Origin of the sequence: Nodularia chucula CCY0103 (assembly GCF_963923915.1) — a bacterium.
GTDB lineage: Bacteria > Cyanobacteriota > Cyanobacteriia > Cyanobacteriales > Nostocaceae > Nodularia > Nodularia chucula.
This window is the reverse complement of record NZ_CAWUOL010000017.1, coordinates 1-26,663: the sequence shown is the minus strand read 5'-3', so window position 1 is coordinate 26,663 and position 26,663 is coordinate 1. Positions and strand designations below refer to the sequence as shown.

The window sequence follows — 26,663 nt, the reverse complement described above, 5'->3', positions numbered from 1 at the left end:
TAACCCTGGCGACTAGAAGTCGCGGCTAAACAAACGAGATGCGTAGCGGCTTCCCAGAGGGAAGGCCGCCTGCGCGGTTTAAAAATACGTTATTTCCATTGTCCGATTAACGTGAAACCAGCCCAGTAAAGAGGGTTAGGATAATCTTTTTTAATAGTTAACATGGCTTGTCTTAATGCTTGAGCTTTATCTAATTTGTGTTTTTGAAAGTTACTGTAAAATTCCACCATCAGGTCTGCTGTTTCTAAGTCGGGAATAGCCCATAATGAAACTACTATACTGGGAACTCCGGCAACAATTAAGGATCTAGATAAACCAACTACTCCATCTCCGGTAATATTACCTCCACCAGTGTCGCAAGCACTGAGAACTGCTAATTCGGCTGTTAAATTTAATTCTTGAATTTCACTCGCATTTAATAAGCCATTATCTATTGTGGAGGGAGCTAAAGCAATTGCACCGGGGACACCAAAATTGGCATAATCTTCTAATAGTCCATGAGTTGCTAAATGAATATATCGGGCTTGGGGTAATTGTTTTAATACTTCAGTTTTGGTGGCTTTGTCTCCTGTTAAAAATTTGGTATCTAGGAATTTAGCAACTTCTTTTCCTTCTCTTTCTGCACCAGGTAAATTACGTAGTTGTATGGGTAATAGTTGATTGGGTAGGGTAATTGTAGGCATTGTGGGATTACCCACTACTAATGCAAGTTTACCTGGTTGAGTTTGTTTTTGCTGTTTTTGGCGGGTGATTTCTAAAGCTTGAATTGAAGGTGCTGTGAGAATTGTATGTTTTTCGATGAGGTAATTATTTTGGGAGTCGATTAAAGCTGCAAAGGGAACGAGAAATAATTCTTGATGGGGAACGAAAACTACTTTGGCTTCTGGGTTTTTTGGTAATAAATCTGCAATGGGTTCTATGAGTAATTTATGTAGTTGTTTGAGTTGTTCTTGGGCGGGAACTCCTGAAGAACTGCGATTTAAATTTTCTGGGACTTCTGCACCTGGTTTGAGGGATACGCCAATGCTGCGATTTAATCCCATTGTTTGACGGGTCTTAGTTACTAAGTTTTTCAGGTTAATTTTTTGCTGTTTTAAATCGATTTGACGGGATGTAATTTCTCCTGTGGGTTTGATTACCCAAATGACTAATTTTTCTGGTTCTCCAGCCAATGCGTTTCTATTGATGAATTTATCATCAAAAACGGAAAAAGTTCCTGGATAGAAAAATCCTGGATGGAAAAATGTAGTTTCAGAAATAATCGAGTATTCTACGAGGGTTGCTTGATGAGATTTAGCGATTTGTTTTAGTTGTTCTACATTGGGTGGTTGAATATTTGATGGGGCTGTATTAGATGGACTTCCTGCTGTCAGTGTATCTAAAGCTTGAGGATTTTCTCTTATCTCTTCTAAGTAGGATTCTTTGAGTTCCTGTATCAACTCTTGACCATTGCAAGGATCTCCAGATAGATGGATTAAAATTGCTTCTATTTTACAAATACTTTCTGGAGTGTACCGAGCATCAATGAAAGCGTTAACTTTTTCTTCCAACGTCAGTTCTGTGGGCGCTGTTGTAGCTTCCAGTAAAATCCGGTTACGTCCCCATTCCGCAGCTGCTAGAGCTTCACCTGATTTATTTTGAGCTAAAAGCACTCGCTGTAAATGATAAGTAGCACGAACCTGATTTTCAAAGAAATCTAGATTGCGCTGAATATTTGCTTGAGATGCTGATTTTTTACGATTATTTTCAAATATTTGAATTGCTTGCTTTAAATCTTGTTCGGCTTGTTGAAAGTTTCCTAATTTTGCTGAAGCTATTCCAGCTAATACATGACCATGACCATCACCAAAATCAAGAATAGGAAAAAACATCTCAGGAGTGTATATTCCGAAAAAGTTAGTAGAAGGATTCGGAGTTTTAGCTTTTTCTATAGCTTTTCGAGCATAGCTGAGGGCTTGGTCGTATTTACCTAAACTATAATATGCTCTACTTAAGTAAAGAGATGGATGTACATATATTTTTTGATCTGGATATTTGAAAGATGGTTGATCAATTTCGGTGACTATTGTAGATGCTTCTTGGAGATAAGTTAGTGCTGGATTAGGATTATTTTGTTGTAAATAAATTTCGCTCATGAGCAGTAAAACTGGTAGACGATGATTTGTAATTTCTGAAAAATAATTGTAAATTTGACCATCATCTCCGCTAGCTGCTGCTTGTTTTTTATCTTGATATCTAGCTGCTGATATAGGTTCTACTGCTTTAATTTTAGCTAAAGCATTAACATAATCTCCCTCATAAAGGTAAAGTATTGCCATAGCTTTTATAGCAGCAATTTTTTCTGGTTCTTTGCCAATAGATTGAGCTTGAGATAATGCTTGCTCAAAATATTTTTTGGCTGCAACAGGGTTGTGTTGTTGATAATTCCGACCTTGACCTATTAATTCATTTACTTGCAAATCTAATACAAATTCAGATGTAAATTCTTGCGTTTCTTCGGCAGAATCTTGAGAGAATGTTTTGATAATTTCTTCCCCTATCAATTGTGTTTTACTTTCGTTTCCTCTTGTAATGTAAATAAGATAAATTCTCTGCAAAAGTTCTTTGTAGGTTTCTGTATCGCCAATTTGCTGATACATTCTCATCGCCCTTTCTAGAGTTTCTGTACCAAATACATATTGTCCGGCTGCTAATTGCTGTTCTCCTTGCTGTCTGAGTCTATCGGCTTCCGCTTTGCTGTTGTTTTGCGCGATCGCCACAGGAATTTGCAAAGATGATAAACTCACAATAGAGGTAAAACTGACGCTAAAAAATGCCAAAAATGTCAACAATAGCTTGGTGTTTTTCTGTAGTTTTTTCATAGTTCTCACTTATTCCGCAATAACGTTTTGACAACAATCAACTAAAGGCTGAGAAATAAATTCTGCTAACTCTACATTGGGATGGGATAATAAATCTGACCAAATTTGGTTTAATTGTTGCTCTTTAGGTTGAGCGCGACGAGATGCAATTAATGTGGTAATGGCTTCATACCATAAACCTTGGTTTGCATATAAATTAATTCTTTCTTGTATAGAAGTATTTGCTGTTAATTGTGGTGTGAAAGCTGCATTTTTAGCTACCCGTTGCACTACTCCTTGTATTCCTGTTGGTGAGGGTTGAATATTAGGTTTGCAATTAAAATAAACTCGCCAACGATAAGCATGATTGACTTCTAAAGCTGGTACAGTTTCCGGTATGGGAAAACCTATAATACCGCCACCATTATTAATGTCATAACTGATGCGATTTATCCGGGGTACAGAATTAGTAGTGTCTTCATCTCTGAGAATGAGGGTTAAACGACCTTGTTGATAAGGGATATAAAACCAGAAAGTAGGACGTTCCGCTAGGGTATTTCCCCAATTGGTTGGAGGTATGAAAGCGGTGATATCTGTTTCTACATTGGGACAATCATCACGACTTCCTGTATTACCAGAAGACCCAGAACGATTTCCCCCCGGTGCGCCATTGTCAGGAGGGTTAAATTCAAAGGTTTCTCTGGGGGGAGGATTTTGAGCAATTACTGGCTGAATCAAATAGCGATCGCCTAATAAAAAACTTAAACTCAAAAGGCAGATATAACTTATAATTTTGTTCATTATTTTCTCCTAAAAAATGAATTAACTTTCTTGGCTTACTTGGCGGTTCGTCTACACATGATATTTAAACTTTGAGAATAACCTGAGAATGTTAACCCAATTTTTAACTAATAACCATCCAGTTAAGCTACTGCAAGATAAACAGATAATAGCAGGTAATAATGGTATCCATCCCCCTATAAGTAAAACAACAAACCCAATGAAATACAACAGCACGATGAAACAGGAAATATAACCAACTAAGAAAAAAGAATTAAAACGTTTTAACCACACGATTGTCATTCCACTTCCGATTAAAGACCAAATGAAAATCCAGGAATTTTCTGTTGTTGTATTCCAAGTCCAAAATAAAGGTCGTTTATCTAAAACAGCGCTGAGAATTTGGCTGGTCATCTGCGCTTGAAGATATAACCCAGACATTTGCGGATATATACCTTGACTGTAAGGAGTAGAAAAATAATCTGTGGGATTAGATATGGGAGCAACTACGCCAATAATCACAATTCTATCTGTGACTAATTCGGGATTAAAGTTATTTTCTAAGACATCTATAATAGAAATAGTGGGTGCAATTTTATCAGTCTGGCGATAATTGAGTAAAATTTGAAAGCCGCGATCATCTAATTCATGATATGCACCACGATGAGACTGTAACCTAGTAATAATTGTCTCACCAATTTTGATACGATTTCTATCTATGGTTTCAGGTGTAATTCCTTGGGATTTTAAATATTGCATTGCTAGTTGAACGCTAAAAGAAAAACGGGTAGAACAGGAACTATCTAAACCGGGACTTTGAAACAGAAGATGACGACGTACAATACCATTGTCTAATGGTATATTACTAAAGCCTAAGTGATTTTCGTTCAATCCAGATGGTGCAGCAATTCCTGGTTTATGAGGGTCATTATCAACAGATTTGATGCTACATAAAGCAATTAAAGATTCTTGATTTTGCCAAAGATTAAGTAATTCTGGAAAACCTGGATTTCTGGGGCGATCGCGAAATATTAATAAACCTATAACTCTAGGTTCATGCTGTTTAATACGCTCGATGGTTGCAGCAAGTTTACCATCAGGTATGGGATAATCGAGGCGATTAATATCGGCTTCTGTAGCTTCCACGATTAATAAACGAGAATCTACCCCTTCCTGGGGACGCATTCTGATTAAATGGTCGAAAGCTGCTAATTCTAAAGATTCTAAAACACCAATAGACCGCAATCCGATCACCACTATTGCAACTAATAAACCAGATACTATGATTCCTGCTTGCTGAAATCGCAGCTTGGGGGGAGATGGTAAGAGAGGATCACGTAATTCTTTCCAAGTTGGTGGAGGAACCGACCAATGTTGACAAACTATCGGTAACCAACTCGCACAATAATATTCATCTTCTATATCTTTCAGTTTACTCCTGGCTTGTCGGATGGCGACATAGAAGGATTTACCACTAGAAAAACTATTGATAAATTCTGCTAAAAATTCTTGTGCTACTTGATTTTGTACTTGCTCTCGCATGACAATAATTTGAGGTATTCCTAAATCTTCTAGTTGCGGAACTAATCCCAAACCTTGACAAGAGTTGAAAATAGCTAACTGTAAACCATTTTCTATTGCTACTGCTAAAGCTGCACTGAAATCAGATATTTCTAACTTGGTTGTAGCGTTGATACTCAGCCAACCTTTTTCAGCATGATAGTTACTATGTCCAGCATAAAATAAGATATCCCATCCTGGTTTTTGTCTCAGGCGATCGCAAATTTCCTGGCGCGAAGGTTGCGAGATAATTTCTAACTCAACTTCGCGGTTATTTCTCAAGGTATTTAAATCTGCTTCTGGGTTAATATTTGTACAATCACCAATAATGGCTAAAATTCGGACTTTTCCCGCAGTTAAACACCTTTGTTGTGGTTTTAAAGAAAATTTAGGCGCACTTAAAGCCACTTCTGCTTTTGTGTATTTTTGCAAAAAATTCCATTCATGCCAAGGTAATTTTCTTAAGATTTCATTATCGGTTTGAATGACTAAAATAACTTCATCTGTGGTATTAATATGAGTGCGTAAAGCTTGGTCAATGGGTTGAAATTCCAAAGAACTTAACCAATGATTCAAGACTGCTATTAAATCAGCAGTTAATTCTGTGGCGCTTTCTTGATTTCCTCGTTCAATGTAATTTTCGGTAAATTCCAATGTTCTTGGTTGTAAATTGATGTCTTGAATATCAACATCAGCCCCAAAAAATCCTCTATGTTCGATAAAATCTGCATATAGCCATTGCCATTTTTGATACAAGTGCTTTAGTTGTTGGTTGGGAGGTAAACAACCATGATCTATTTCTTGAATTAATGTGTCAGAAGCATACAACTTTAATAAAATATGATCAAAGCCTGTTTCTAAACTTCCCTTTCCAAACCGTAAAGAAATCACTTTTTTCATGATTTTTTGTAGTCGTAACTAAACCATAAATTCTTCAGTTAAGCTAGCAGCACCACAGGTGATTCTCAGCTTAAATTTATCTCCTGATTCTCCAGTAAATTCTGGTAATTGAATAAAATAATCTCTTAATTCAGCTTTCACTACTTTCAGAGGTTCTTCTAATTGCGAAAGGATTTCTAAAGTCAAACCTGATGGTAAATATTTCTCCCCTATAACTGGACATAAACGAGCGCGAATTTTAAGTTTTTCTTCTGGTTGTGGTGTGACTGTCATCAATAACATTACCGATTGACTAGCTAAATTCATTTTCAAATCAATTAATTTGGTTTTGTTAATTGATGCAGAACTATTTCTAGTCATATAACTTAAATTTTGTGGTTGTCTCATTAACAAATTATCAGCATTTTGCCATGTTTCTGCAATGTTTTGTGTAGCTTGTGTTAGCCACTGGCTGAGGATGACAACTTTATTTGTAATTGATTCTGAGAGATTTTGAACTGTAGTAGATTGTTGTTTGGCGTGCAGATATGCGGGAAATTCTTCTAAAGAATGCAATTGATTTAAATGGACAATTCCTTCTGTTTCTTCTACTGAAGAGACAAAACCTAAAATCATTGCTGATTGACAAGATTTATCTATATTTACGAATACATAACCAATGCGATTTGACCAAGCATCATCAGGAATATAAATCTGTTGATCCTCAAACACTGCGCGACATTCTAATTTACCATAATTTTTAATTTCTAAATCCACAATATTAGCAAATGTAGACATTACAGGATTGTGCGAATTGCTGTGATTCCCATCAGTTTCATAGCCAAGAAGTTCTAAATATTCCTTAACAGCACACCAAGCTAAAATATGATGATAAAATTCTTTAGCTTTGACCAAGGTTAATTTTTTTTGACTCATTTTTTTGGCTATTTCCCGGTAAATTGATTTTAATTCAATTGTGAATAGTAAATTTTCAGTTAGTTCCCAAGTTTTCATAAATTAGCTTTCTCCGTCATTTATTGTAAGTAATCTACTAAATCTGCTTTGACTTGTTGCAATTCTCGGTTATAAAAACTTTTGAGTGTAGTATAGGGTATTTGCCATTTTTGGGAAAGATTTGTAAAGCTTTCTTCTTCCCAATGAATAGCAATTAATACATCCTTAAAGGTAATATCAGTGCGGTCTTTCCTAATTGGTTTGGCAAGTTTGTTGTTGGGGTCTTGGAGAATTAAATTTTTAATTTCTTGGGATTTTTCATAGTTATAAAATTCTGGCTGAATGTTTTGATGCAGATATTCTGTGAGTGTATTGTGGTCTTGGATGACAATTTGAATTTTATCTTTTTCTGATTTATTGACTTGATTTTTCTTCAGCCCTAATATTTTGCTAGCTGCATCCAAAAATTTTCGCGGAATCCAGTAATTTATGAGAGCCATAAAATCTCCTTGTTGTTCATCGTATTGGTCAATTTTGGCTAAAGCATAGCGGATAGATTCTCCTTTGGCTTCTGCAAAAGCGTCTTGATAATCTTGGGGATATAAGTTTAAATTTGGTCCCAATCCCTGTTTTTTGTATGTATTTTTGGTTTCCATTGCTTTAATGAGTATTTGCATGAGTTGCTTACGTTGAAAACTATCCGGGGGAGTGTTTTTTGTTGCCATTGCTAAGGTATTAATAAATTTGTCTGTGATTAATTTTTGTTGATATTGTTTTTGCAGAATGAGGGATTCTTTTAATAAAATTTCTGCCAATTTTTTAGGGTTAGATGTTTGATTCAGATAAGTGTGTAATTTATGGGTAATTTGTTGTTGTAATTCTCCTTGTATTTGCTGAATAGTTTCTGGGAAAAGATTGGTAATATATGGCGATCGCCACCAATAACATAAAGATAAATATGTGATAATTTGGGATTTAATCTGTTGTTGTTCAGCATTTTCAGGAGAATATTGTTGATACTCATGGAGTAGATTAGCTAAGTCTGGCATATTCATATTATTTCCTTTTTAGCTGTGTATCTCTTTGAGTATTTTATACCCATCATCACTTACCATCCTGAGTCATATTTGTGACTTGTATATAAATGCACAACTACTGCATCTATTTACTTTTCTCTGAAAACAGGAAGAATTTACGCAAACTTGCGAAATTTGGTCTTTGCTGACTCAGAAGTTAGGGTATTTTCTAAAATTACAACTATTTCATCTTGATTTCATTTTTGTCTGCCAAGCTAGATATTGCCTATCACAAGGGCGCTGGTACAAATAGTTCTGGGAAACAATCAAGGCTAAGGTTGACTCTCTAGTGGACTGGAGAGTACACAATAGAATGCAGAACCATAGCTGGAAATACAACTTAATTATGCGAAATCAATTTTTGAGAAATAATTTTTTGGCGTTGAGTTTTGTCGCCTTGACATCTATCTCTGGGGGGTTTTTGACAGCTTGCTCTCCCAATACGGCTGAAAACCCTGAGCCAAATACCACTGTAACGGCAACGAGCGATCGCCAGGATATGCCGCACGGTGGTATGAATCATAGTATGGATCATTCTATGGATTTAGGGCCAGCCGATGCTAGCTATGATTTGCGGTTTATTGATGGGATGATTTTGCACCATCAAGGGGCTATAGATATGGCTGAGGAAGTTCTGGAAAAATCACAGCGCCCGGAAATGAAGCAGCTAGCGGAAGAAATCATTACAGCCCAAAACCAAGAAATTGCTCAAATGCAGGAGTGGCGCACAGCTTGGTATCCTAACGCTGGTGATCAACCAATGGGTTATCATGCGGAAATGGGTCATGCAATGGAGATGACACCAGAACAACAGCAAGCTATGAAGATGAGCATGGACTTGGGTGCAGCTGATGCAGAGTTTGACTTGCGGTTTATTAATGGGATGATTCCTCACCATGAGGGTGCTGTAGTTATGGCTAAAGACGCTTTGGAAAAGTCTCAGCGCCCAGAAATTCAGAATTTATCCCAAGAAATTATCCCGGCGCAAACAACCGAAATTAATCAAATGCAAGAATGGCGACAAGCTTGGTATAACCAATAAGGATTTTTAAAGTCAGTCCAGTGCAACGCCAGCCATTATCGGTTAAAACTAAAGCGCTCCGTTTTTTAACCGATAATGATAAGAAGATCCAATTCCCATATCCATTCTCTCAAACCCTCCTTCCTCCTCCAAACTAACCTCAGCGATCCTTTGCGTTAAAAACCCTCACACTCAAATCACATCGAGGAAATTGTCATGACTGCTGTAACCTTACAACTACCTGCTAACTTGAAATTAACTGATGAAGAATTTACCGCAGTTGTAGCCGCTAACAAAGATTTACGTTTAGAATTATCTGCTGAAGGAAAATTAGTTATCATGTCACCGACTGGGGGAGAAACAGGAAACCGGAATTTTGAAATTTATATTGATTTAGGCATTTGGAACCGTCAACATAACTTGGGGAAAGCCTTTGATTCTTCCACCGGCTTTAAACTTCCGAATGGTGCAACTCGTTCTCCTGATACAGCTTGGATAAAGATAGAAAGATGGGATAATCTTACACCCCAACAAAGAAAGAAATTTTTACCTTTGTGTCCTGATTTTGCAGTGGAATTAGTTTCGGAAACTGATGATTTAGCAGACACTCAAGCCAAAATGCGGGAATATATCGCCAATGGCTTACAACTGGGTTGGTTAATTAATCCCCACGACCAACAAGTGGAAATTTATCGCCCTGATCAAGCACCAGAAGTTTTACAATCCCCTACAAGTTTATCAGGTGAAAATGTGCTTCCTGGTTTTATTTTAAATTTACAAACAATTTGGGAATAAAAAACTCATGCGGGTTTTACTGGTGGAAGATGAACCAGATTTAGGCGCTGCTATTAAGCGGACTCTTACCCAACAAAAATATCTAGTTGATTGAGTAATGGATGGAGATGCAGGCTGGGCATATTTAGACAATAGCTATTTTTGATTGGATGATACCAGAAATTTCTGGGTTAGAATTGTGTAGAAGATTGCGTAACCGTAATCATCCTTTACCTGTGTTGATGCTGACAGCTAAGGATAGTATGGCATTGAAACTTTGTTCGGTATGTTTAAAACTCGTGGTTTTTGTTTGGAATCTACTCACTTTATTGATGCTCATCGATTGAGTAAACTTTTAGCTCTACTCGCATTGGCTATGTCTTGGACTGTTAAAACTGGGGAATGCTTACATCAACACCGACCGATTAAAGTTAAAAAACATGGTCGAAAACAAAAAAGTGTTTTTCGTTATGGTTTAGATCATTTACGTTCTATTCTTCTTGATCTCGACTTCAATTATTATCCCTTTCTTCACTCCTTACAATTTTTGTCCTGTACTTAGTTAAGCTAATAGTAAAATTATGAATATACAAGCATCAATATTAAAGCCATGAATCACGAGCTTTTTTTTTATGAATTTGAAATAAAATATTATCAATGGCGATTAAAAGAGGCACAAAAAGAATATGAATCTGGCTTTGAACGCCTAGCACAAATAAAATCTTATCTTGTCAAAGAAACACTTGAAGCGATACAAACTCTTTCTCAAGAGGAAAAATATAGAATACTACCTATACTGATAAAAAAATCTGAAGAACATTTCCTTGAACTTCTTGGCGATAGTATAACTGATGAAGAGGAAGCAATATTTAAACGTTTTTATACTGCAACACAAAATAATGGCTTAAGAGCAAGGCTTCGCGAACAAGAAAAAATACTTAAGAAATATTCAAAAAGAAATCTAAAAAAAATAATAAAAAATTCATTATCTGAAATATTGCAACCAGTTTTTTATTCAGATATTTGTTTTGATACACAAATATCTAACAATTGGAAAATTTCAACTTTTATAATTATTGAGAATGGTTACTGCTATGATTACTCGCATACAATCCGTAGGTTGAATGAAAACAATATAGAAACCAGAATTGGTACATTTACGATAAATTTATCTACTTGGCTAGGCTTATATCCAGCAGGTTGGGTTTTTACGAGTGATGAGGATATATACAAATCAGCAAATGCGATTGCTGTTCTTTGTAAATATTTTATAGATTCTTTTGCTGAGTGGAATCTGGATTGATTTGTAGCGACTGTCTTGAAAGTCAACGAAGTGGGTTGATTCTGTTCTACGGGGGTAAATAAGCATTCTGTACAATCGAGTTCTCACCGTCATATTTTAAGTGCGATTAACCAAAGTAATTATTATGTGTGGTTTTTTGCTATTTCTGGGAAATTAATTGCTGTAGCCGGTGTTTATCCCCAGGGTCTATCTTCAGAGTTTAATTCAGCCACTTGGCAAAGTTTTACAGACCCTCAAGGTATTGTTTATCAGCAAATTTCTTTTGTTCTGCATACCCAAGATAATCGGGATTGGGGTTATATTCAAGTGGGGCGCAGCCTGGAAGACTTAAGGCTATATCTGCAAACAATCAAAATAACTTTGGCTTTGGGATTACCCCTAGCTTTGGCTGTGGTGGGTTTGGCTAGTTGGTGGTTAGCAGGATTAGCTATTCAGCCTATTTATTTTTCATAAATTTACAGCTGATGTTGCACACGAGTTACGCACACCTTTAGAGGATGTTTGAAAAGTCGGAAGTGAATGAGACGGAAGCACGAGAAGTTCTCAAAACTATCCAACGTCAAAATCAACGACTTACAAGTTTGGTGACAGATTTATTATTGCTGACTCGCTTGGATTATCAATCAATACCGATACAAGAAGATATGTGTTGTTTGAATGATATTATAAATGACTTAATAGAAGAATTTGCTGCATTGGCGATCGCATCTAATGTCAGATTAACAACTGCGGTAAAAGTGACAGCACCTCTGAATGTGATCGGGAATGAAGATCAACTTTATCGCTTATTTTCTAATTTAATTGTCAATGCTATTAAATATACACCCGCAGGCGGAAAAGTTACCATTGATTTAAACTACAATGACTATTATGCTGTGATTCAGATAGAAGATACAGGTGTGGGTATTCCTCAAACAGAAATTACGAGAATATTTGACCGCTTTTATCGACTGAATAGCGATCGCTCTCGGAAAACTGGAGGTTCAGGATTAGGACTAGCGATCGCACAAGCAATTGTTAATGCACACAAAGGCAGTATAAATGCACACAGCACCTTAGAAAAAGGTAGTAAATTCACTGTAAAATTACCTTTTGATCATCGCCCCCAGAAAAATTTGGCTCGCCTAGTTAAAGCACTCCCAAATAAAAAACTCCCAAAAACCTAACCTCATTCCTCAGCGTCTCTGCGCCTCTGCGTGCCAACATTGGCGTTTCACCTCCACCTCACCAGATTTCACCACCGCATCCCAATGGGTAACTTCACCTTCACGCCAAAACTGCAAATCCACATGACAATTACCAATTTCCACGTGCTGAAGTTCAATTTCCGGTAGCCATTTTGGTAAATGTGGATCAACATAAAGCAACCCATTCGGCGCATCGGCTTGTAAACCCAGCATAGCTTGAATTAGATGAAAAACTGAAGCCGCAGCCCAACCTTGAGGTACATTCGCTTCAATGTAAGGAACTGGAAAAGCTCCTGGTTCCCGCTTAATTCCGGCAAAAAGTTCTGGTAAACGATAGCTAGTAAAATACTTAGCTGCATCAAAAATCCCGTGAGCAATTTCGGCGACTTCCGCCGCAAAACCATAACGTTTAAATCCCATTGCAATGATCCCATTGTCATGAGGCCATACAGAACCTAAGTGATAGGAATAAGGATTATAGGCATGATTTTCGGTACTTAAAGTGCGAATACCCCAACCACTCCACATATCTGGTTGCATTAACCGCTTCACCACACGATCTGCACGTTCAGGACTAGCAATACCACTCCACAGACAATGACCTACATTAGAAGTGAGCGATCGCACCTGTTGTTTCTCTGGATCTAGAGCAAAAACATAACAGTCTAAATCCTCACTCCAGAAATGCTCTTCAAAACGTACTTGCAGTTTAGCAGCTTTAGTGCGTAGTTCTTCAGCAAAATTTCTTTCCCCCAAAACATCAAACACCTCAGCCATTCGCATCCAAGCATCAAACACATAACCTTGTAACTCACATAAAGCCTTGGGTGCTTTTACCTGACTTCCATCGGGATAAACAACAGCATCACCGGAGTCTTTCCAACCTTGGTTTTCAATTCCCTGGGATGATTGCGTTTCATACTCTTGAAACCCATCCCCATCTAAATCTCCATAATTATCAATCCATTCCAAACAACGTAATGCGATATCCCGGTTATTTTGCAACAGTGAATCATCACCCAACCACTTCCAGGTTTCATGTAAAGTAATCAGAAATAGAGGTGTCGCATCCGCAGTACCGTAGTAAGGAGTGTGGGGAACCTTACCAAAATATGCTAACTCACCTTGGCGGACTTCATGGAGAATTTTACCAGGTTGAGCATCCCGCCACTCATCTAACTCAGTCGCTTGTAACTGTCCCAATTTTTGCAGCGCCCCACGAGCAAAACCCGGATGGACAATCATATTTTGCAGACTAATAATCAAACTATCACGCCCAAATAAAGTGACAAACTTGGGTACACCTGCTGCGGGTAGCCAAATATCAGGTTCAAAATCATAGTCATATAATCGCAGTGAACCTAAATCTTCTATTGACTGGCGATAAAGTCTAACTGCATCTTCATTACCGCAGACAATATCAGTTACCGACTCCCGCCATTGGGAATGCAACCTTTCAATTTCTGTATTGATGCTGCTGGGATCTAACATTGCTTGATAACAGAAATCCACAGCCTCACGCACGTGCTGATGATCAATCAGATGATATTTACAGCAAGTGTGCCAAGTTTGACTCGGTTCTAGGGATATTTCAAAGATCACCCGACCGTTAGCATAGTGAGGTTTAGAAGAAAAGTTACAAGGTTGGTAAATCAAACGACGGTGAAATGAGTTATTTTCATAACTGGTTTCTAGCTGATTTTCTGCTTCCCGCCATCTCGTTTCCATTCGTCCCCGACGCACATATTGCTGTGATTCCACCTCGAAAATATCTGCAAAATCTGAAGCTAGAGCAATTTCCAGATTAAATTTCAGAGGTTGACAAGCATTATTTGTAATATCGAGATCCTCATGAATACCTTCTTGTACTGTGCGGCTGATAATTAACGATAAATCACCTTGAGCAACTGTACCTTGTTGAGAAATAAACGGGGGATTAATCAGATAAACCCGTGCGGAATAATATGTTGTGGTGGCGGAAGTCAGGCGAATCCAAGAATTACCATCAACATAGCAAGCATAGTGACTTAAAAATCTGGTATCATCGGCAAAAATTCCTAAATGGCTTTGGGGATGGATTTCACCTCCCAAGTCAGTAGACATAAAGGTACTACCATGATTAATCATTAAAATTGGTGGACCGACAGTAACTCCCATAATTGCAGATGTACTCCTTAATAACTACCTTGAACGGCCAGACTTCCCTTGCTATCGACTACTTGCTAGCTGCTTCCTTACCTCTTCCTGCAAAGCAGGAATGACTTATTTGCCAAAAACTTGCATAAAATTCTCCTGTTGGCGGTTAACCTTGTGTAGATAAATTTCGTTAATGGCTTAAACTGCTCATGAGAGGCGTGATAGCCAAAAAATGCCATAGCCTGAACTCCAATGATATTTTTTCAGTTCTAGAACCAATAAATTAAAGCCAGAGAAATTTGCTAACTTCGTAAATAATTAATGCTGTTCATCCCAATTATTTGTGAATATGCATATTATTTCTTCCCCACTAGCAAGGGAGGGGAAATAGATTTCTGTATGCATCTTTAGCTTGAATTGGTATAACCTCAACTTTAATCTTATCTATGCCATCAGTTATTTATTAAAAATAAAAAAGACTGAATAATATTAATCAACTATATTATCTCTGACATTTTCTAGGGATAAATCCCAAAAAATAGACCCTTAGTTATGTAATAAACCTGAACAATTAACACTTCAATTCTTACAATTATAATCAGCGTTATATGACTACCCATAGATAGAGTTAATTTAGGATGTAAAGGCTAAAAAATCATCCCAATAGCCTATGAAAATAGCAAAAATTAATACCGGAGAAAGAAGCAGATAAAATTTACCATGATTAACTATTTATCTGCCTTTTTTCTGAGTCTTAACGGCGCAAAAATAACTGAGTAATATAATAGCTATTGTCAACCCGCCAAACTCCTACACCAGTTTCGGTAAAAACCGGACGGAGAATATTTTCCCGATGTCCAGGACTATCCATCCAAGCATCAACTGCGACATTTACAGGTTGAGAAACATTCGTACTGGTGAACAGATTTTCACCCACAACCCAGTAAATGATCCCACCCTTGCGGACTCTATCTTGGAGGTTACTACCATCATCCCCAGTGTGACTAAAAAACTTGTTTTCCGCCATTTGTCGGCTGTATTTACGGGCTATCTCTGCTAATTTATCATTATGCTGGAGAGGTGAAAGTTCTTCATCTTGTCGCACCTGGTTAATACTTTCTCGAACTGCAATCTCAATTTGCTTAGTGCTAACAGATTGAATAGATTGTGGCTGTTGAGCCGATGGAATCTCAATTCTGGGTAACGGTGGTAAATACTTAACCATCTGTTCACATCCAGTTAAAACCACCGCCATTCCTATCCCAATCCACCATAAAGTCTGCGATAATTGATGTTTGATCACCTGAGTTAATAATGTGTGAGAATTAATATTTATACAACCATGAGAGTAAAATGAAAATTGGACAATTAATAGGATTTTTTGCGCTGGTGGTCTCAGTTTATATTCTCTGGGAAATTCGCCAGTTGTTGTTACTTTTATTTACAGCCATTGTCCTAGCAACAGCAATTAGCCAACTAGTGCAGAGATTTCAACAGTCTCGGATGCCAAGAATTGGGGCTGTGTGGCTAAGTGTACTGATTGTTTTCACTATATTAATTGGTTGTTTTGTCCTAATTGTGCCACCTTTTATTGATCAATTTCAAGAATTAGTCAAATTGTTTCCCAGTGGAGTAGGTCAAATTCAGCAGATGATCACTTGGTTAGAAGGTACGATTATCGGACCTTATGTGAGGAACCTACCAGACATTAATAACTTGATTAGACAAGTACAGCCATTAACTGAAAATCTTTTCCGACAAGCTATTTCTTTCTTTTCTACTGGATTTACTGCGGTCTTAGAATTATTACTGGTAATAGTTTTAACTTTGATGTTGTTAGTTAATCCCGAACCTTACCGTAAAGTTTTCGTGCGCTGTTTCCCTTCATTTTATCGCCATCGAGTAGAAGAAATTCTGACTTTGTGCGGCCAGGGTTTGGGACACTGGACAATAGGTGCTTTGATTGAAATGCTATTTATTGGCTTTTTGAGTGGCTTGGGCTTGCTAGTTTTACAAGTACCCTTAGCACTAGCTCATGCTGTCTTAGCTGGATTGCTCAATTTTATTCCCAATATTGGTCCCACTTTAAGCGTAGTTTTACCGATGACTATTGCCTTTCTTGATACACCTTGGAAGGCGATCGCAGTTTTAATCTTATACCTGATAATTCAGAACATAGAAAGCTATTGGCTCACCCCCACAGTCATGGCCAAACAGGTATCGCTTTTACCAGCCTTTACCCTCACAGCCCAATTATTTTTCGCCACCTTCTTTGGCGCTTTAGGATTAGTCATGGCCTTACCCTTAGCCGTAGTTGCAAAAACCTGGATAGAAGAACTTGTATTTAAAGATATTTTAGATAAATGGAAACCTAGTGTTGGGGAGTAGGGAGTGGGGAGTAGGGAGTGTGGGGAGTGTAGGGAGTGGGGTAAAAGCCTTTCGGTTCGGTGTCTAACTTTTATGATCAGTTTATGTCCTAACACCTCGGAGGCTTGGACGTTGCTATAAAAAGAGAGGGGAAAACCAGCAACTAATCAAACTGACATCGCGTCAAGAAATTTAACTTTTCACAGCAATTACCCATGAGTAACTTCCTCAGAAAAATATTCAAAGAGATCATCTGGATGTATCTCAGACTATGGATACTTGCAACCATTTGTTTCCGTTTCCTGCGCCAATTAATCCCGAAAAAATCTAATTAACAAATCTCCTCAACTCCTCCCTCAGCGCCTCAGCGTCTCTGCGTGCAAATTCCCTCAAATCAACCATCCCCATGTTCCCAAACACTTTCTAGGACAGAAGCCAATTCGGTATTTAAGCGACCAGCGCGGACAAACTCTGCATAAGTATCAGCCTCAATACCTAAAAGTTCTTCCCGGAACTGTTCAGTAGTAAAACTGCGAAGATTCGGATACTCAACCTGCAACTTATCAATTTTGATTTGCAGATTCTCTAACTCCCCTTTAATCAAACTTTCTTGGTAAAGGTAAAACTCAGGATCAATACCCGGACGTTGGTCTTTTTGCAGATATTCTAAAACCCTTTCTAGGGCGACATAACGAGTAGCCAGTTCTAAATATTCATCTCGCAGAGGCGCATCACCTAAAAGATTCAGCTTTTCTAACAAAGGTTTAATAGTTAATCCTTGCACCAGCAGAGTGAATAAAACCACTCCAAAAACAGTAGCAATGATTTTGTCTCGTTCTGGTAATCCAATGGGTACACTTAAAGCCAAGGCTATAGACACAGAACCCCGTACCCCACCCCACCATAAAACTGTTTGGTCTGGTAAAGAAATTTGCTCTTGGGTAATCGCAGCACTTAAATTACTCAGAACATAAATAGCTATAGCCCGCATCAGAATCATGGCGACTATAGTAATAGCGATGATTTGCAGGTTTTCTCCCAAAGTTGCAAACCGAATTTGGTCGCCAATTAATAAAAATACAATGGAGTTGACAAAAAACGCCAAAAAAGTCCAAAATTCTGAAACAATCACCCTAGTACGGGGATTCATGCCAATGCGGGAACCAAAGTTACCTAAAATCAAACCCGTGGTGACAACTCCAATTACCCCAGAACCACCCAACTCCTCAATAATTAAGTAAGTACCGTAAGCAGACACCAGAGTTAAAGACTGTTCCACCATTGGTAAATCAAAGCGCTGGGTGAGATAAGAAATCCCAAAACCAATTATTCCCCCCACTGCTACGCCGATACCAATCACGATCCCTAATTCCAACACAATGGACTGAAAACCCAATTCCGCCTGACCTAAAGACAGCGCCACCATAAAACCAAAGGCGACTACAGCCATACCATCATTAAATAAGCTTTCCCCTTCCATCATGGTGGTGAGATTTTTACCCACGCCCAATTCCCGGAATAAAGCTGTCACAGAAACGGGATCAGTAGCAGCTAAACTAGCCCCAATTAGCAAAGCTGTGGTTAAAGAGATTCCCGCTATTTGATTTAAACCCAGAGCAATGCCTGCAATCGAAATTACCACCCCTAAAACTGCATATAGGCAAATTGTCACCAAATTCTTCTTCAACTCTACCCAGTGCAAATTCCAGGCGGCTTCAAATAATAAAGGGGGTAAGAAAATGAATAAAATTAATTCGGGGGAAAGGGTGACTAGGCGGACATCTATAAAAGCCAGGCCTAAGCCGACAATTACTAAAAGTAAGGTATATGGTATATGGCGAAACCAACTAAATATCTGCGGTAACGTCGCCACTCCTAAAGATACGGAAAGTACCAAAAGAAATTGCTTGAGATTAGCGGTGATTATCTCTTCACCCATTGCTGATTCGATCATCATAAGTAAATCTTGGTATTATTTTTGATTTCAACTGGGGAATGGGGATAGGGAGTAGATGAGACTGGACTGTATTCACCTCCGGTTAAAGATTAAAATTTATCAGCACAGTAAAATAATTTTTCAAAATCTCAGTGGATGTTACCGAATTAGTCAAGGTTTCAATTATTCTTCTGTTAGTTGCTACAGCTGTAGCGCTGCTATCTCGCAGGCTAAAAGTGCCTTATGTCGCGGGTTTGGTGCTGGCGGGTTTGGCAATTACGGAATTGCTACCGAGCCGCATTGGTTTGAATGATTCTCTCATATTAAGTTTATGTTTACCAATTCTGGTGTTTGAGGCGGCGATTAATACTGACATTAGCCGCTTGCGTAGTACGGTGAAACCCATTGCTTTACTGGCAGGGCCGGGGGTGGTGATTTCTTCTGCCGTGACGGCAATACTTTTAAAATTGGGACTGGGAATAGATTGGATACAAGCCCTGTTAGCTGGGGTGATTTTAGCAAACACAGATACTGTTTCCATGATTGCTGTGTTCAAAGAGGTGGCTGTACCTTCACGACTTTCTACCATTGTGGAAGGAGAAAGCTTATTCAATGACGCTATGGCGCTAGTTTTATTTAGCTTAATTCTACAATTTAATGCGACTGGCTCACTCTCAATTCTGAGTGGATTGCAGGAATTTTTTGTGGTGATTGTCGGTGGGACTTTGGTGGGTTTGGTTGTGGGTTATTTGAGTACGGGTTTATTTGTCCGTTCTGATGAGCCTCTGAGTAGTATTTTACTGACGATGGCGGTGGCTTTGGGAACTTTCCAAGCTGGGCAATTACTGGGCGTTTCCGGTGTGGTTGCGGTGGTTGTGGCTGGTTTAATTGTGGGGACAAAGGGTATTGCTGGTAATGTTTCGGCTTCGACTCGCTTGACTTTGCTGACTTTTTGGGAGTCGCTGGGTTTTGGTGTAAATAGCCTGATTTTTTTGTTGATTGGGTTGGAGGTGAATCTAACAACTCTTTGGTATACTTTGCCTGGGGTTTTGTTGGCTATTCTGGCTTACCAAATGGGGCGGATGGTTTCTGTGTATCCTCTGTTAGCTATGGTGGGTTGGTTTGATCGTGCTATTCCGTGGCGTTGGCAGCACGTTTTATTTCTTGGTAATATTAAAGGCTCGCTGTCTATGGCGTTGGCGTTAAGTTTGCCGAGTGGACTGGTAGGGCGAGAACAAATTATTGCGATTGTTTTTGGTACGGTTTTACTGTCTTTGGTGGGACAGGGTGTAAGTTTACCTTGGTTGGTGAAACGTTTAAATTTGTCTCAGTTTTCCCCGACTCGCCAACGTGTGGAGGAAATGCAGGCGCAGTTAATGACGGGTAAGGCGGCGCAGGATGAATTGGATAGTTTGTTGAAATCGGGAGTTTTGCCGAAGTCTATCTATGAGGAGATGCGCTCAGGTTATCAGGTGAGGATTGCTAGTGCAGAAAAGGCGCTGAGAGAGTTTTACAATCGTCGTCAGGGAGATTTTGGTTCTAAAAGAGGCGATCGCAGTAAACTAGATGCTATCCGTCGGCGTTTGCTGTTGGCTGAAAAGGGCGCACTGACTGAAGCAATGCGTAAGAGTATTTTATCGGAAGAAATTGTCCGCGATCGCATTAAAACCATCGATGAACAATTACTCCAATTAGAAGATGATTAACGCCATCTAACACACTTCCCACACTCCCCACACTCCCCACACTCCCCACTCCCCACTCCCTACTCCCTACACCCTTCAATAAAATCAATCACCTGATGTAAAACTCCCGGCTTAGTGACAATTAACACAGTTGAATTAGGGTCAACTACGGTACTGCCATTAGGAATAATTAAATCTGTATGGGGATGGGATTGATAGCCAATAATCAGAGAACCTTGAGGAAAATTGGGGTTTTGAGCAATTTCCGCCACACTCCGACCCACAACGTAGCAATTATTGGGAATCAGCATTTTGAGGACTTCGATTTGTCCCTGTTCAAAGTGCATCATCGATTCCACTTGTGGATATTCAATAGCATTTACCATAGTTGAAACCGCTAATTCGATAGTGCTGATAATATGATTGGCTCCAGCTATACGCAGAGGTTCAGTAAAATCACTGTGACGCATCCGAGAGAGAATCAGAGGTACACCGTAGTGTTTAGCTAGAGTTACCATAGCTAAATTTAGGGCATCACTTCGGAGAACTGCTGCTAAAGCGTCGGCTTTGCGAATCCCGGCTTCTAATAAGGTTTCGGTACTAACAGCGCTACCTTCAAAAGCCATAGCTCCCACTTGTTCACGGGCATAACGGCAAGCGGTAGGATCATTATCAATTACTGCGACTGTATGCCCCAATTCTACGAGCTTTTGTGCCAAATTCAACCCAACTAAACCAGCTCCACCAATAAGAACGTACATACTTGTTTTAACGAATAAAGATCATCCTCTCCCCAATACGGTTCAGTTAAGATTCAAACTCTTCGTTTAGGTCATTTTTTTAACGAACCGCCAAGAACGCCAAGGACACCAAGTGAAGAATGAGAAGGAAGAAATGTTTAACTGAACTGTATTGATCCTCTCCCTGCCCCCTGCCCCCTGCACCCCTGCCTCTTCCCCCTACTCCCCAATAGAATATTTTTTCATTAATTCTTCCACTTGAGTAGCTACTAAGGGATGTGAGTCTTGTTGCAGTTGGGGTAATAGTTCTAGCAAAACGCGACGGGAGGCGACACTAAGATAGGCGATCGCACCTTCCCGGACAAAACTGGTAGGATGACGGAGGGCAATTAAAATCTCATCAATGCTTAATCGAATCCGACTCACTTGAGCATAATGGAAACAGCAGGCTAAACACCAATCAGAGAGAAAATGACTCAGGGTGAGCATCCAGCTAATCCGTTGTTTAACTGTCATGGGGTTATATTCTCCCAAACCTGCTTCTACCAAATAATTGAGTTTTTCTTGGGGCGATCGCCGATCTAAAATATTGATAATTAGTCCCTTAATTGGCAAAGTAATTGTATGGTCTAAAATTTCTAAACCCTGGGCTAAATTTGTCCCCGATGCTGATTTAAGATTAAATGCTGCTGCTTGCATTTTTTCCGGCGAGTACAGCAACCTCAAAGATAACAGTAATCGCTCTTGCACATCCATTTCTAACTCTTGCAATGCGCGTTGCAATAAACCCGTAATCACTCCCATTCTCTCTGTTTCCGGTGACTGATTTCTTGGGATTTGTGGTTGTTGAAAATCCAGATAGGCGGCGTAAATTTCCCCCAAAAACTTTAATTCCTGTAAGATCAGATTTTCCACCTGATCTTGATGGAAAGTATCCACACTACTACCACTTTCGGCTTGTGAATTAACTTTCACCAAACTCCGGAGAATATGATATCTCGTCACCCCCCAAGACATTTCTAAATGCTTCCATAAACTTTCCATCGCTTCCAGAGTGCCAATTTGAGCAATGGTACGCCAAGCATACATCCGCACTATTTCTGGTTTGTAAACATCTGTAGCCACTTGCAAGAGGATTCCCAAGGCTTCATTTTCCAGTCGTGTCAAAGCACCCATAGCCGTGCTGCGAGTGGATTTATAATACAGCGCCGCCACTAATGCCGAATAATATTCCTCTAAACGAGTTGCAGCAATCATTTCTAAAACTGCACAACGTACCCGTAACGACTCATCCTGTAACAGATTGGGAATGTAAATTCGCAAGGCTTGGAGATATACTGCTTCTCTCAGCGCTCTGACTCCATTCACCCGTTCTCGCTCTTGTTTATGGGTGAGCATTCGGCGCATAGTTTTGGTAGCGGCGATTTTTTGCAGTGGTGTTCCCTGACGCAAAATTAAGGCTGAGGCGGTGGCGCGAATCAGTGAATGATGTCGTGGTTGCAGATACTCTTCTAATAAAGATAAATTCGGGTTAGTTTCCGCCAGCCAGACGTAACGCAGTGCTAGGGCAAAAACTTCGGGATCATTTTTTCCCTGGGGTTGTTCTAATAAGGCGCGCACTTCCAGAGCATAAATGGGACTGACATCCGCCATCAGCATTACTTCCAAACTTTGGCGTTGCAATTCTGGGGGTAATTCTATCAGTAAAGGAGCTAAAACTTGGGCTGCACCTTGGGAGTCCATTTGTGCCAATAGTTCAATGCAGGATTTTTTATCGGAGATGCTACCTGGTTCTACTAAGATTTTGATGATTCCCTGGTGGAAGAAACGCAAACCCACATTGGCTGCACTCAGTTCTCCCCGTTCTGCGGTTAATACTAATAAATCAACATAACGCGATCGCAGCAGAAACACTACTCTTAAACAACCCAAAGCGATCAATACTGTTTCTATAATTAATACCCACTTCTGCACGTGGATGGGTACATACTGATTAGAAACAAATAAAGTAGCGATAATAATTATACCTGCCAGTCCAGTGGCGATCGCCTCAGCCGTACCCCCTGATAAAGTTTGAGTCCGACTGCGAATCCGTTCTGGTATCGGTTGGTATAGTACCGGACCACTACTGAGAACAAAGGTATAGCGTAACAATTCATCTACGAATTTTAGCCCCACCAAGCCCCAAAAGAAGCCTTTCGCTTGTAACCCAGGGACTAAATTGAACAAAGAAATGAAAGTAATACCTGCTGGTAAAATCAAACCCACAATTAGGGGTAGCATAGCAGCCGTGACAAATACCCCAAACCGTTCCGTGATCCGACTGGAAATAAACCACTGAGTAATTAACTCACATAGTCCCACAATCCCACCAAACAGACCCAAAAAACTAGCTAGTTCACGGGTATCTAAAGATAAGTTCAGTTCCCGCAGGTATTGAAAATCGACTAATAAGCCAATGATTTGTAAAAAACCCACAAAAGCGAACAAATACAACGTATAGCGCCTTAATGGGACTTCTAGGCGGCGGTGTCGCGTTGCTTGTTCTTCGGGAATCACCCGTTGGGGAGCATCGGGGAAGGCTTGGGGATAGTTAACACTTAAATAATATAAAATTCCTGAGCCAAAGATAATTACCGCACAGGCGATGAGAATCACTTGCTCTAGTTTGATGAATTGCAGCATCCAAGGCAAACTAAAACCACTGATCACATCCGCTACTAACATCCCACTACTCACTAGGGGATAAGTACGTTTAATTTCTCGGATATTAAATAATTGATTAGCAACAATAGAGGTATTCAGATCATTGATCACATACAGTGCATCTACCCACAACCGCAGTACAAAAACTACAGCTACTGTCAATAGGGGAAAACTGCCCACCCGTAAGGATAGCATCAAGATTAATGGCACTACCATACAAGGTGCGATCGTCACCATGACCCACCGCAAGGGAAAAACCCTTTGCAGCCAAGAGTAAATAAACACCAGTGCCATACTCATCACAGCACTAGCAATATACATCCACGGCAACTGTCCAGAGCCATACTCATCCAAAAACAGCGCCACTGTACTGTTTTCCGCCCAGCATAAACCCACTGAGACAGTAGTATAAAAACTAAACATCATCCAAGTGCGTTTACCTTCTTCAGGGCGAAGATTTAACCACTGGAATAATTGTGCTTTGAGGCTTTTATTTGCAGCCAACGACTTTTTTTTCAGTTCCATGCACCGCAAGCTACACTAAAATTAAACCAAGAATCACTTCACAGAAAATACCAAACTTGATCACAGGTTCCAAACCCTTCCCAATTCAGTATTACTCAACTCAAAGATAAATTAAGGCAATATGCTGTACACATAGCTGTTTTTGTCAGCATTTAAAACCCCGAATCTCACATTCAGCAAATTTTACACTTTTATCATCTCCATAAATAGCAAAAATCCTGAGCAACTGAGATTATCTTTCCCAGTCAAGGCTCAGGACTATCAATTTGGTAAAAATTTCAACGACTTGGGTCAACTTGAAATTCAGTTGTAGATTATACTTGGTATTGGGAAAACTTAGTGAACTACTTTTTCGGCGAAATCAGCATCATCATATTTCTGCCTTCTTTTTTCGGTGCTTGCTGCACTTCACCAAGGGGTTCTAAATCCTTAGCCATGCGCTTGAGCAAATGCTCCGCCAAATCACTGTGTTGAATCTCTCGACCCCGAAACATCACAGTTGCCTTCACTTTATCACCATCTTTGAGGAAGCGCTCGGCTTGCTTCACACGGACATTGTAGTCGTGTTCTTCGATTTTGTAGCGCATCTTCACTTCTTTTACATCAGCCGTGTGCTGCTTTTTCCGGGCTTCCCGTGCCTTCTTCTCCTGCTCAAACTTGTACTTCCCGTAATCCATGATCCGACAAACCGGGGGGTCAGCTTTATCACTTAGCAATACTAGGTCTAGCTCTTTGTCTTCAGCTAGTTGTAGTGCTTCTTGTGGAGGCATAATTCCTAATTGTGCGCCATCAGTATCAATGACTCGAATCTTCGGGAACCGGATGCGTTCGTTGATTTGGGGCAGATCGCGAGTTCGTTTTTTCTCAATCACAGGCATTATGATTATGGAAGCTCTTTAGTAGTTTAAGATGTGGTTTGAACTTGGTTTACTTGGTCGTGTTTGGGATGCCTCAGAAGCACGATACTTAATTTAACTGAGGACTTAAATTTGAATCCATTTTTCTAGGATAACTAATTGATCAATTAGTCGTCACCGTATTTTTTATTTTACCCATTCTGGGATATTTTCTTGGCGATCGCCCTGATAAATTCATTACCCAAAATATTAAATTTTATTAAAGTTTCTCTATACATAGCCAAAAATATGATAAGCACTCCCTAAATAATATAGGAATCATATTTGATTTCTGAAAAACACGTAGGGTGCTGTATAGCCCAAGGGGCATGGCTCCGCTAAAGCGAAGCGTAACGCACCATCCTGAAAGCCTTTCGTGCGTTACAAACATCCTCTAACACACCCTACAACACTGAGCGCAGTCGAAGTACACTCCCTAAATAATAGTTGAACCAGGAAGTTGCGTAACCGATGGTTCCCCCCAAGTTTCAATTTGTTTAAAAGTATGTTGAGTCACAGGGTAAAACCGTAGACTGTCTTGGGAAAAATTTATATGTTTACGTAATCTTTTTTTCAATTCATCATATTGACGTTGATTAAGAATGCATTCAAAAACTGAATATTGAACTCGTTGACCATATCCCTCTAATAAATTTGATATTTTTTTGCACTTCTTATCATCAGGAATATCATAGACAATAATATAAAACAGCATTTACCGAATTGCATAAGGCTGATATAATTGACTGGGATGATAAACAAAAACTTTAAAATTTTTAATTTGCTGAGTGATTAAATCCCACCGGGGTTGTTTTTCCCCGTTGCTATTCTGCACTTCTTCCTCCAAACGCTGTAGAAAATATTTAATATATTTAACCCGACCACAACTATTCAAATAACAACCGCCATCATGATATTCAAAATCTTCCTCTACTTTGACAACTTTGCTATTCACTAACCACAACACCAAAGAATCAATCATCGGGGCGCGAAACTCTTCAATTAAATCAGAAGCCAGCGCCGCATGGCGTTGTGTTCCTTGATGTAAACAAGCATAATATGGGTCTAATCCTTGAAGTTCAATCATAGTTAACAAATGGTTCCATAAAATTTGGTAGCCAAAACTTAACATAGCATTTACCGGATTTCCTGGTGGGCGACGACTCCGGGCTAAAAATACAAAATCAGGATTATTTAAACATTCACCAAAAGCCCCAAAGTATTGGGCTGCGCCAGCACCCTCTAACCCACATTCCGCACCCTTAGCTGTCACACAGGGAAATTACGGAAACAAGAAA

Annotated in this window: 18 protein-coding genes and 3 pseudogenes; 8 read left to right on the top strand and 13 right to left on the bottom strand. The window is 39.3% G+C overall.

Features of this window, described 5'->3' with window-relative positions:
* Window positions 1–89 precede the first annotated feature (89 nt).
* From ACM0OP_RS07450 to ACM0OP_RS07430, 5 genes are read right to left on the bottom strand one after another with little or no spacing between them, the layout of a single operon-like run.
* Window positions 90–2,861 carry a CHAT domain-containing tetratricopeptide repeat protein gene (locus tag ACM0OP_RS07450; RefSeq protein WP_414527761.1) on the bottom strand — a complete coding sequence of 924 codons (2,772 nt, stop codon included), beginning with the start codon at window positions 2,859–2,861 and terminating at the stop codon, window positions 90–92.
* A 9-nt stretch (window positions 2,862–2,870) separates the two neighbouring features.
* Entirely contained in the window at window positions 2,871–3,641 is a 771-nt protein-coding gene (locus tag ACM0OP_RS07445; RefSeq protein WP_414527760.1) for a DUF928 domain-containing protein, read from the bottom strand.
* A 51-nt stretch (window positions 3,642–3,692) separates the two neighbouring features.
* On the bottom strand, window positions 3,693–6,080 hold the full coding sequence (locus ACM0OP_RS07440; RefSeq protein ID WP_414527759.1) for a CHASE2 domain-containing protein: 2,388 nt from the start codon (window positions 6,078–6,080) through the stop codon (window positions 3,693–3,695).
* 18 nt (window positions 6,081–6,098) lie between these two features.
* A complete protein-coding gene (locus tag ACM0OP_RS07435; RefSeq protein WP_414527758.1) occupies window positions 6,099–7,073 on the bottom strand; it encodes a DUF1822 family protein in 975 nt (324 codons plus the stop codon).
* Between the two features lie 20 nt (window positions 7,074–7,093).
* Complete coding sequence (locus ACM0OP_RS07430; protein WP_414527757.1) at window positions 7,094–8,068, bottom strand: hypothetical protein; 975 nt, start codon at window positions 8,066–8,068, stop codon at window positions 7,094–7,096.
* Window positions 8,069–8,435: 367 nt separating this feature from the next.
* Here ACM0OP_RS07430 and ACM0OP_RS07425 point away from each other — a divergent pair, with 367 nt between their 5' ends.
* The 6 genes and pseudogenes from ACM0OP_RS07425 to rppB form a co-directional block, all read left to right on the top strand.
* The gene (locus ACM0OP_RS07425) at window positions 8,436–9,131 is read left to right on the top strand and encodes a DUF305 domain-containing protein (RefSeq protein WP_414527756.1); all 696 of its coding nucleotides are present in this window, start codon (window positions 8,436–8,438) and stop codon (window positions 9,129–9,131) included.
* Window positions 9,132–9,326: 195 nt separating this feature from the next.
* The gene (locus tag ACM0OP_RS07420) at window positions 9,327–9,905 is read left to right on the top strand and encodes a Uma2 family endonuclease (protein ID WP_414527755.1); all 579 of its coding nucleotides are present in this window, start codon (window positions 9,327–9,329) and stop codon (window positions 9,903–9,905) included.
* Between the two features lie 7 nt (window positions 9,906–9,912).
* Window positions 9,913–10,171, top strand: a pseudogene (locus ACM0OP_RS07415) (response regulator); the annotation flags it as partial.
* Window positions 10,147–10,446 (top strand): annotated as a pseudogene (locus ACM0OP_RS07410) (IS4 family transposase); the annotation flags it as partial. The pseudogenes ACM0OP_RS07415 and ACM0OP_RS07410, both read left to right, overlap by 25 nt.
* A 48-nt stretch (window positions 10,447–10,494) precedes the next feature.
* Window positions 10,495–11,187 carry a hypothetical protein gene (locus tag ACM0OP_RS07405; RefSeq protein WP_414527754.1) on the top strand — a complete coding sequence of 231 codons (693 nt, stop codon included), beginning with the start codon at window positions 10,495–10,497 and terminating at the stop codon, window positions 11,185–11,187.
* Window positions 11,188–11,259: 72 nt separating this feature from the next.
* A pseudogene (gene rppB, locus ACM0OP_RS07400) lies at window positions 11,260–12,353 on the top strand (two-component system sensor histidine kinase RppB); the annotation flags it as partial.
* Between the two features lie 9 nt (window positions 12,354–12,362).
* On the opposite strand, the gene ACM0OP_RS07395 reads toward rppB, so the two are convergent.
* Together ACM0OP_RS07395 and ACM0OP_RS07390 are read right to left on the bottom strand one after the other, a co-directional pair.
* Window positions 12,363–14,531, bottom strand: coding sequence for an amylo-alpha-1,6-glucosidase (locus tag ACM0OP_RS07395; protein WP_414527753.1), 2,169 nt, complete (start codon window positions 14,529–14,531; stop codon window positions 12,363–12,365).
* A 733-nt stretch (window positions 14,532–15,264) separates the two neighbouring features.
* The gene (locus ACM0OP_RS07390) at window positions 15,265–15,765 is read right to left on the bottom strand and encodes a CAP domain-containing protein (RefSeq protein ID WP_414527752.1); all 501 of its coding nucleotides are present in this window, start codon (window positions 15,763–15,765) and stop codon (window positions 15,265–15,267) included.
* Between the two features lie 98 nt (window positions 15,766–15,863).
* Between ACM0OP_RS07390 and ACM0OP_RS07385 the strand changes: the two genes are divergently transcribed.
* Window positions 15,864–16,898, top strand: coding sequence for an AI-2E family transporter (locus tag ACM0OP_RS07385; RefSeq protein WP_414527751.1), 1,035 nt, complete (start codon window positions 15,864–15,866; stop codon window positions 16,896–16,898).
* Window positions 16,899–17,271: 373 nt separating this feature from the next.
* Here ACM0OP_RS07385 and ACM0OP_RS07380 read toward each other — a convergent pair whose 3' ends face one another.
* Window positions 17,272–18,834: a cation:proton antiporter gene (locus ACM0OP_RS07380; RefSeq protein WP_414527750.1), complete on the bottom strand. Its 1,563-nt coding sequence runs from the start codon at window positions 18,832–18,834 to the stop codon at window positions 17,272–17,274.
* 131 nt (window positions 18,835–18,965) lie between these two features.
* Here ACM0OP_RS07380 and ACM0OP_RS07375 point away from each other — a divergent pair, with 131 nt between their 5' ends.
* Window positions 18,966–20,519 carry a cation:proton antiporter gene (locus ACM0OP_RS07375; protein ID WP_414527749.1) on the top strand — a complete coding sequence of 518 codons (1,554 nt, stop codon included), beginning with the start codon at window positions 18,966–18,968 and terminating at the stop codon, window positions 20,517–20,519.
* A 59-nt stretch (window positions 20,520–20,578) separates the two neighbouring features.
* On the opposite strand, the gene ACM0OP_RS07370 is transcribed toward ACM0OP_RS07375, so the two are convergent.
* From ACM0OP_RS07370 to cas1, 5 genes are all read right to left on the bottom strand, one after another.
* On the bottom strand, window positions 20,579–21,259 hold the full coding sequence (locus ACM0OP_RS07370) for a potassium channel family protein (protein ID WP_414527748.1): 681 nt from the start codon (window positions 21,257–21,259) through the stop codon (window positions 20,579–20,581).
* 198 nt (window positions 21,260–21,457) lie between these two features.
* Entirely contained in the window at window positions 21,458–24,469 is a 3,012-nt protein-coding gene (locus ACM0OP_RS07365; protein ID WP_414527747.1) for an MFS transporter, read from the bottom strand.
* 344 nt (window positions 24,470–24,813) lie between these two features.
* Window positions 24,814–25,347 carry a translation initiation factor IF-3 gene (infC, locus tag ACM0OP_RS07360; protein WP_414527746.1) on the bottom strand — a complete coding sequence of 178 codons (534 nt, stop codon included), beginning with the start codon at window positions 25,345–25,347 and terminating at the stop codon, window positions 24,814–24,816.
* A gap of 454 nt (window positions 25,348–25,801) precedes the next feature.
* Window positions 25,802–26,080, bottom strand: coding sequence for a CRISPR-associated endonuclease Cas2 (gene cas2 / locus ACM0OP_RS07355; protein ID WP_414527745.1), 279 nt, complete (start codon window positions 26,078–26,080; stop codon window positions 25,802–25,804).
* Window positions 26,081–26,638: a CRISPR-associated endonuclease Cas1 gene (gene cas1 / locus ACM0OP_RS07350; RefSeq protein WP_414527744.1), complete on the bottom strand. Its 558-nt coding sequence runs from the start codon at window positions 26,636–26,638 to the stop codon at window positions 26,081–26,083.
* Window positions 26,639–26,663 lie beyond the last annotated feature (25 nt).

What these genes read in the sequence shown, in the direction of transcription:
- ACM0OP_RS07380 (WP_414527750.1), bottom strand. Translation starts at nt 18,834, where the DNA reads ATGATGATCGAATCAGCAATGGGTGAAGAGATAATCACCGCTAATCTC.
- ACM0OP_RS07390 (WP_414527752.1), bottom strand. Translation starts at nt 15,765, where the DNA reads ATGGCGGTGGTTTTAACTGGATGTGAACAGATGGTTAAGTATTTACCA.
- ACM0OP_RS07430 (WP_414527757.1), bottom strand. Translation starts at nt 8,068, where the DNA reads ATGAATATGCCAGACTTAGCTAATCTACTCCATGAGTATCAACAATAT.
- ACM0OP_RS07370 (WP_414527748.1), bottom strand. Translation starts at nt 21,259, where the DNA reads ATGTACGTTCTTATTGGTGGAGCTGGTTTAGTTGGGTTGAATTTGGCA.
- ACM0OP_RS07385 (WP_414527751.1), top strand. Translation starts at nt 15,864, where the DNA reads ATGAAAATTGGACAATTAATAGGATTTTTTGCGCTGGTGGTCTCAGTT.
- ACM0OP_RS07395 (WP_414527753.1), bottom strand. Translation starts at nt 14,531, where the DNA reads ATGGGAGTTACTGTCGGTCCACCAATTTTAATGATTAATCATGGTAGT.
- ACM0OP_RS07445 (WP_414527760.1), bottom strand. Translation starts at nt 3,641, where the DNA reads ATGAACAAAATTATAAGTTATATCTGCCTTTTGAGTTTAAGTTTTTTA.
- ACM0OP_RS07450 (WP_414527761.1), bottom strand. Translation starts at nt 2,861, where the DNA reads ATGAAAAAACTACAGAAAAACACCAAGCTATTGTTGACATTTTTGGCA.
- infC (WP_414527746.1), bottom strand. Translation starts at nt 25,347, where the DNA reads ATGCCTGTGATTGAGAAAAAACGAACTCGCGATCTGCCCCAAATCAAC.
- ACM0OP_RS07365 (WP_414527747.1), bottom strand. Translation starts at nt 24,469, where the DNA reads ATGGAACTGAAAAAAAAGTCGTTGGCTGCAAATAAAAGCCTCAAAGCA.
- ACM0OP_RS07405 (WP_414527754.1), top strand. Translation starts at nt 10,495, where the DNA reads ATGAATCACGAGCTTTTTTTTTATGAATTTGAAATAAAATATTATCAA.
- ACM0OP_RS07435 (WP_414527758.1), bottom strand. Translation starts at nt 7,073, where the DNA reads ATGAAAACTTGGGAACTAACTGAAAATTTACTATTCACAATTGAATTA.
- ACM0OP_RS07420 (WP_414527755.1), top strand. Translation starts at nt 9,327, where the DNA reads ATGACTGCTGTAACCTTACAACTACCTGCTAACTTGAAATTAACTGAT.
- ACM0OP_RS07440 (WP_414527759.1), bottom strand. Translation starts at nt 6,080, where the DNA reads ATGAAAAAAGTGATTTCTTTACGGTTTGGAAAGGGAAGTTTAGAAACA.
- cas2 (WP_414527745.1), bottom strand. Translation starts at nt 26,080, where the DNA reads ATGCTGTTTTATATTATTGTCTATGATATTCCTGATGATAAGAAGTGC.
- ACM0OP_RS07425 (WP_414527756.1), top strand. Translation starts at nt 8,436, where the DNA reads ATGCGAAATCAATTTTTGAGAAATAATTTTTTGGCGTTGAGTTTTGTC.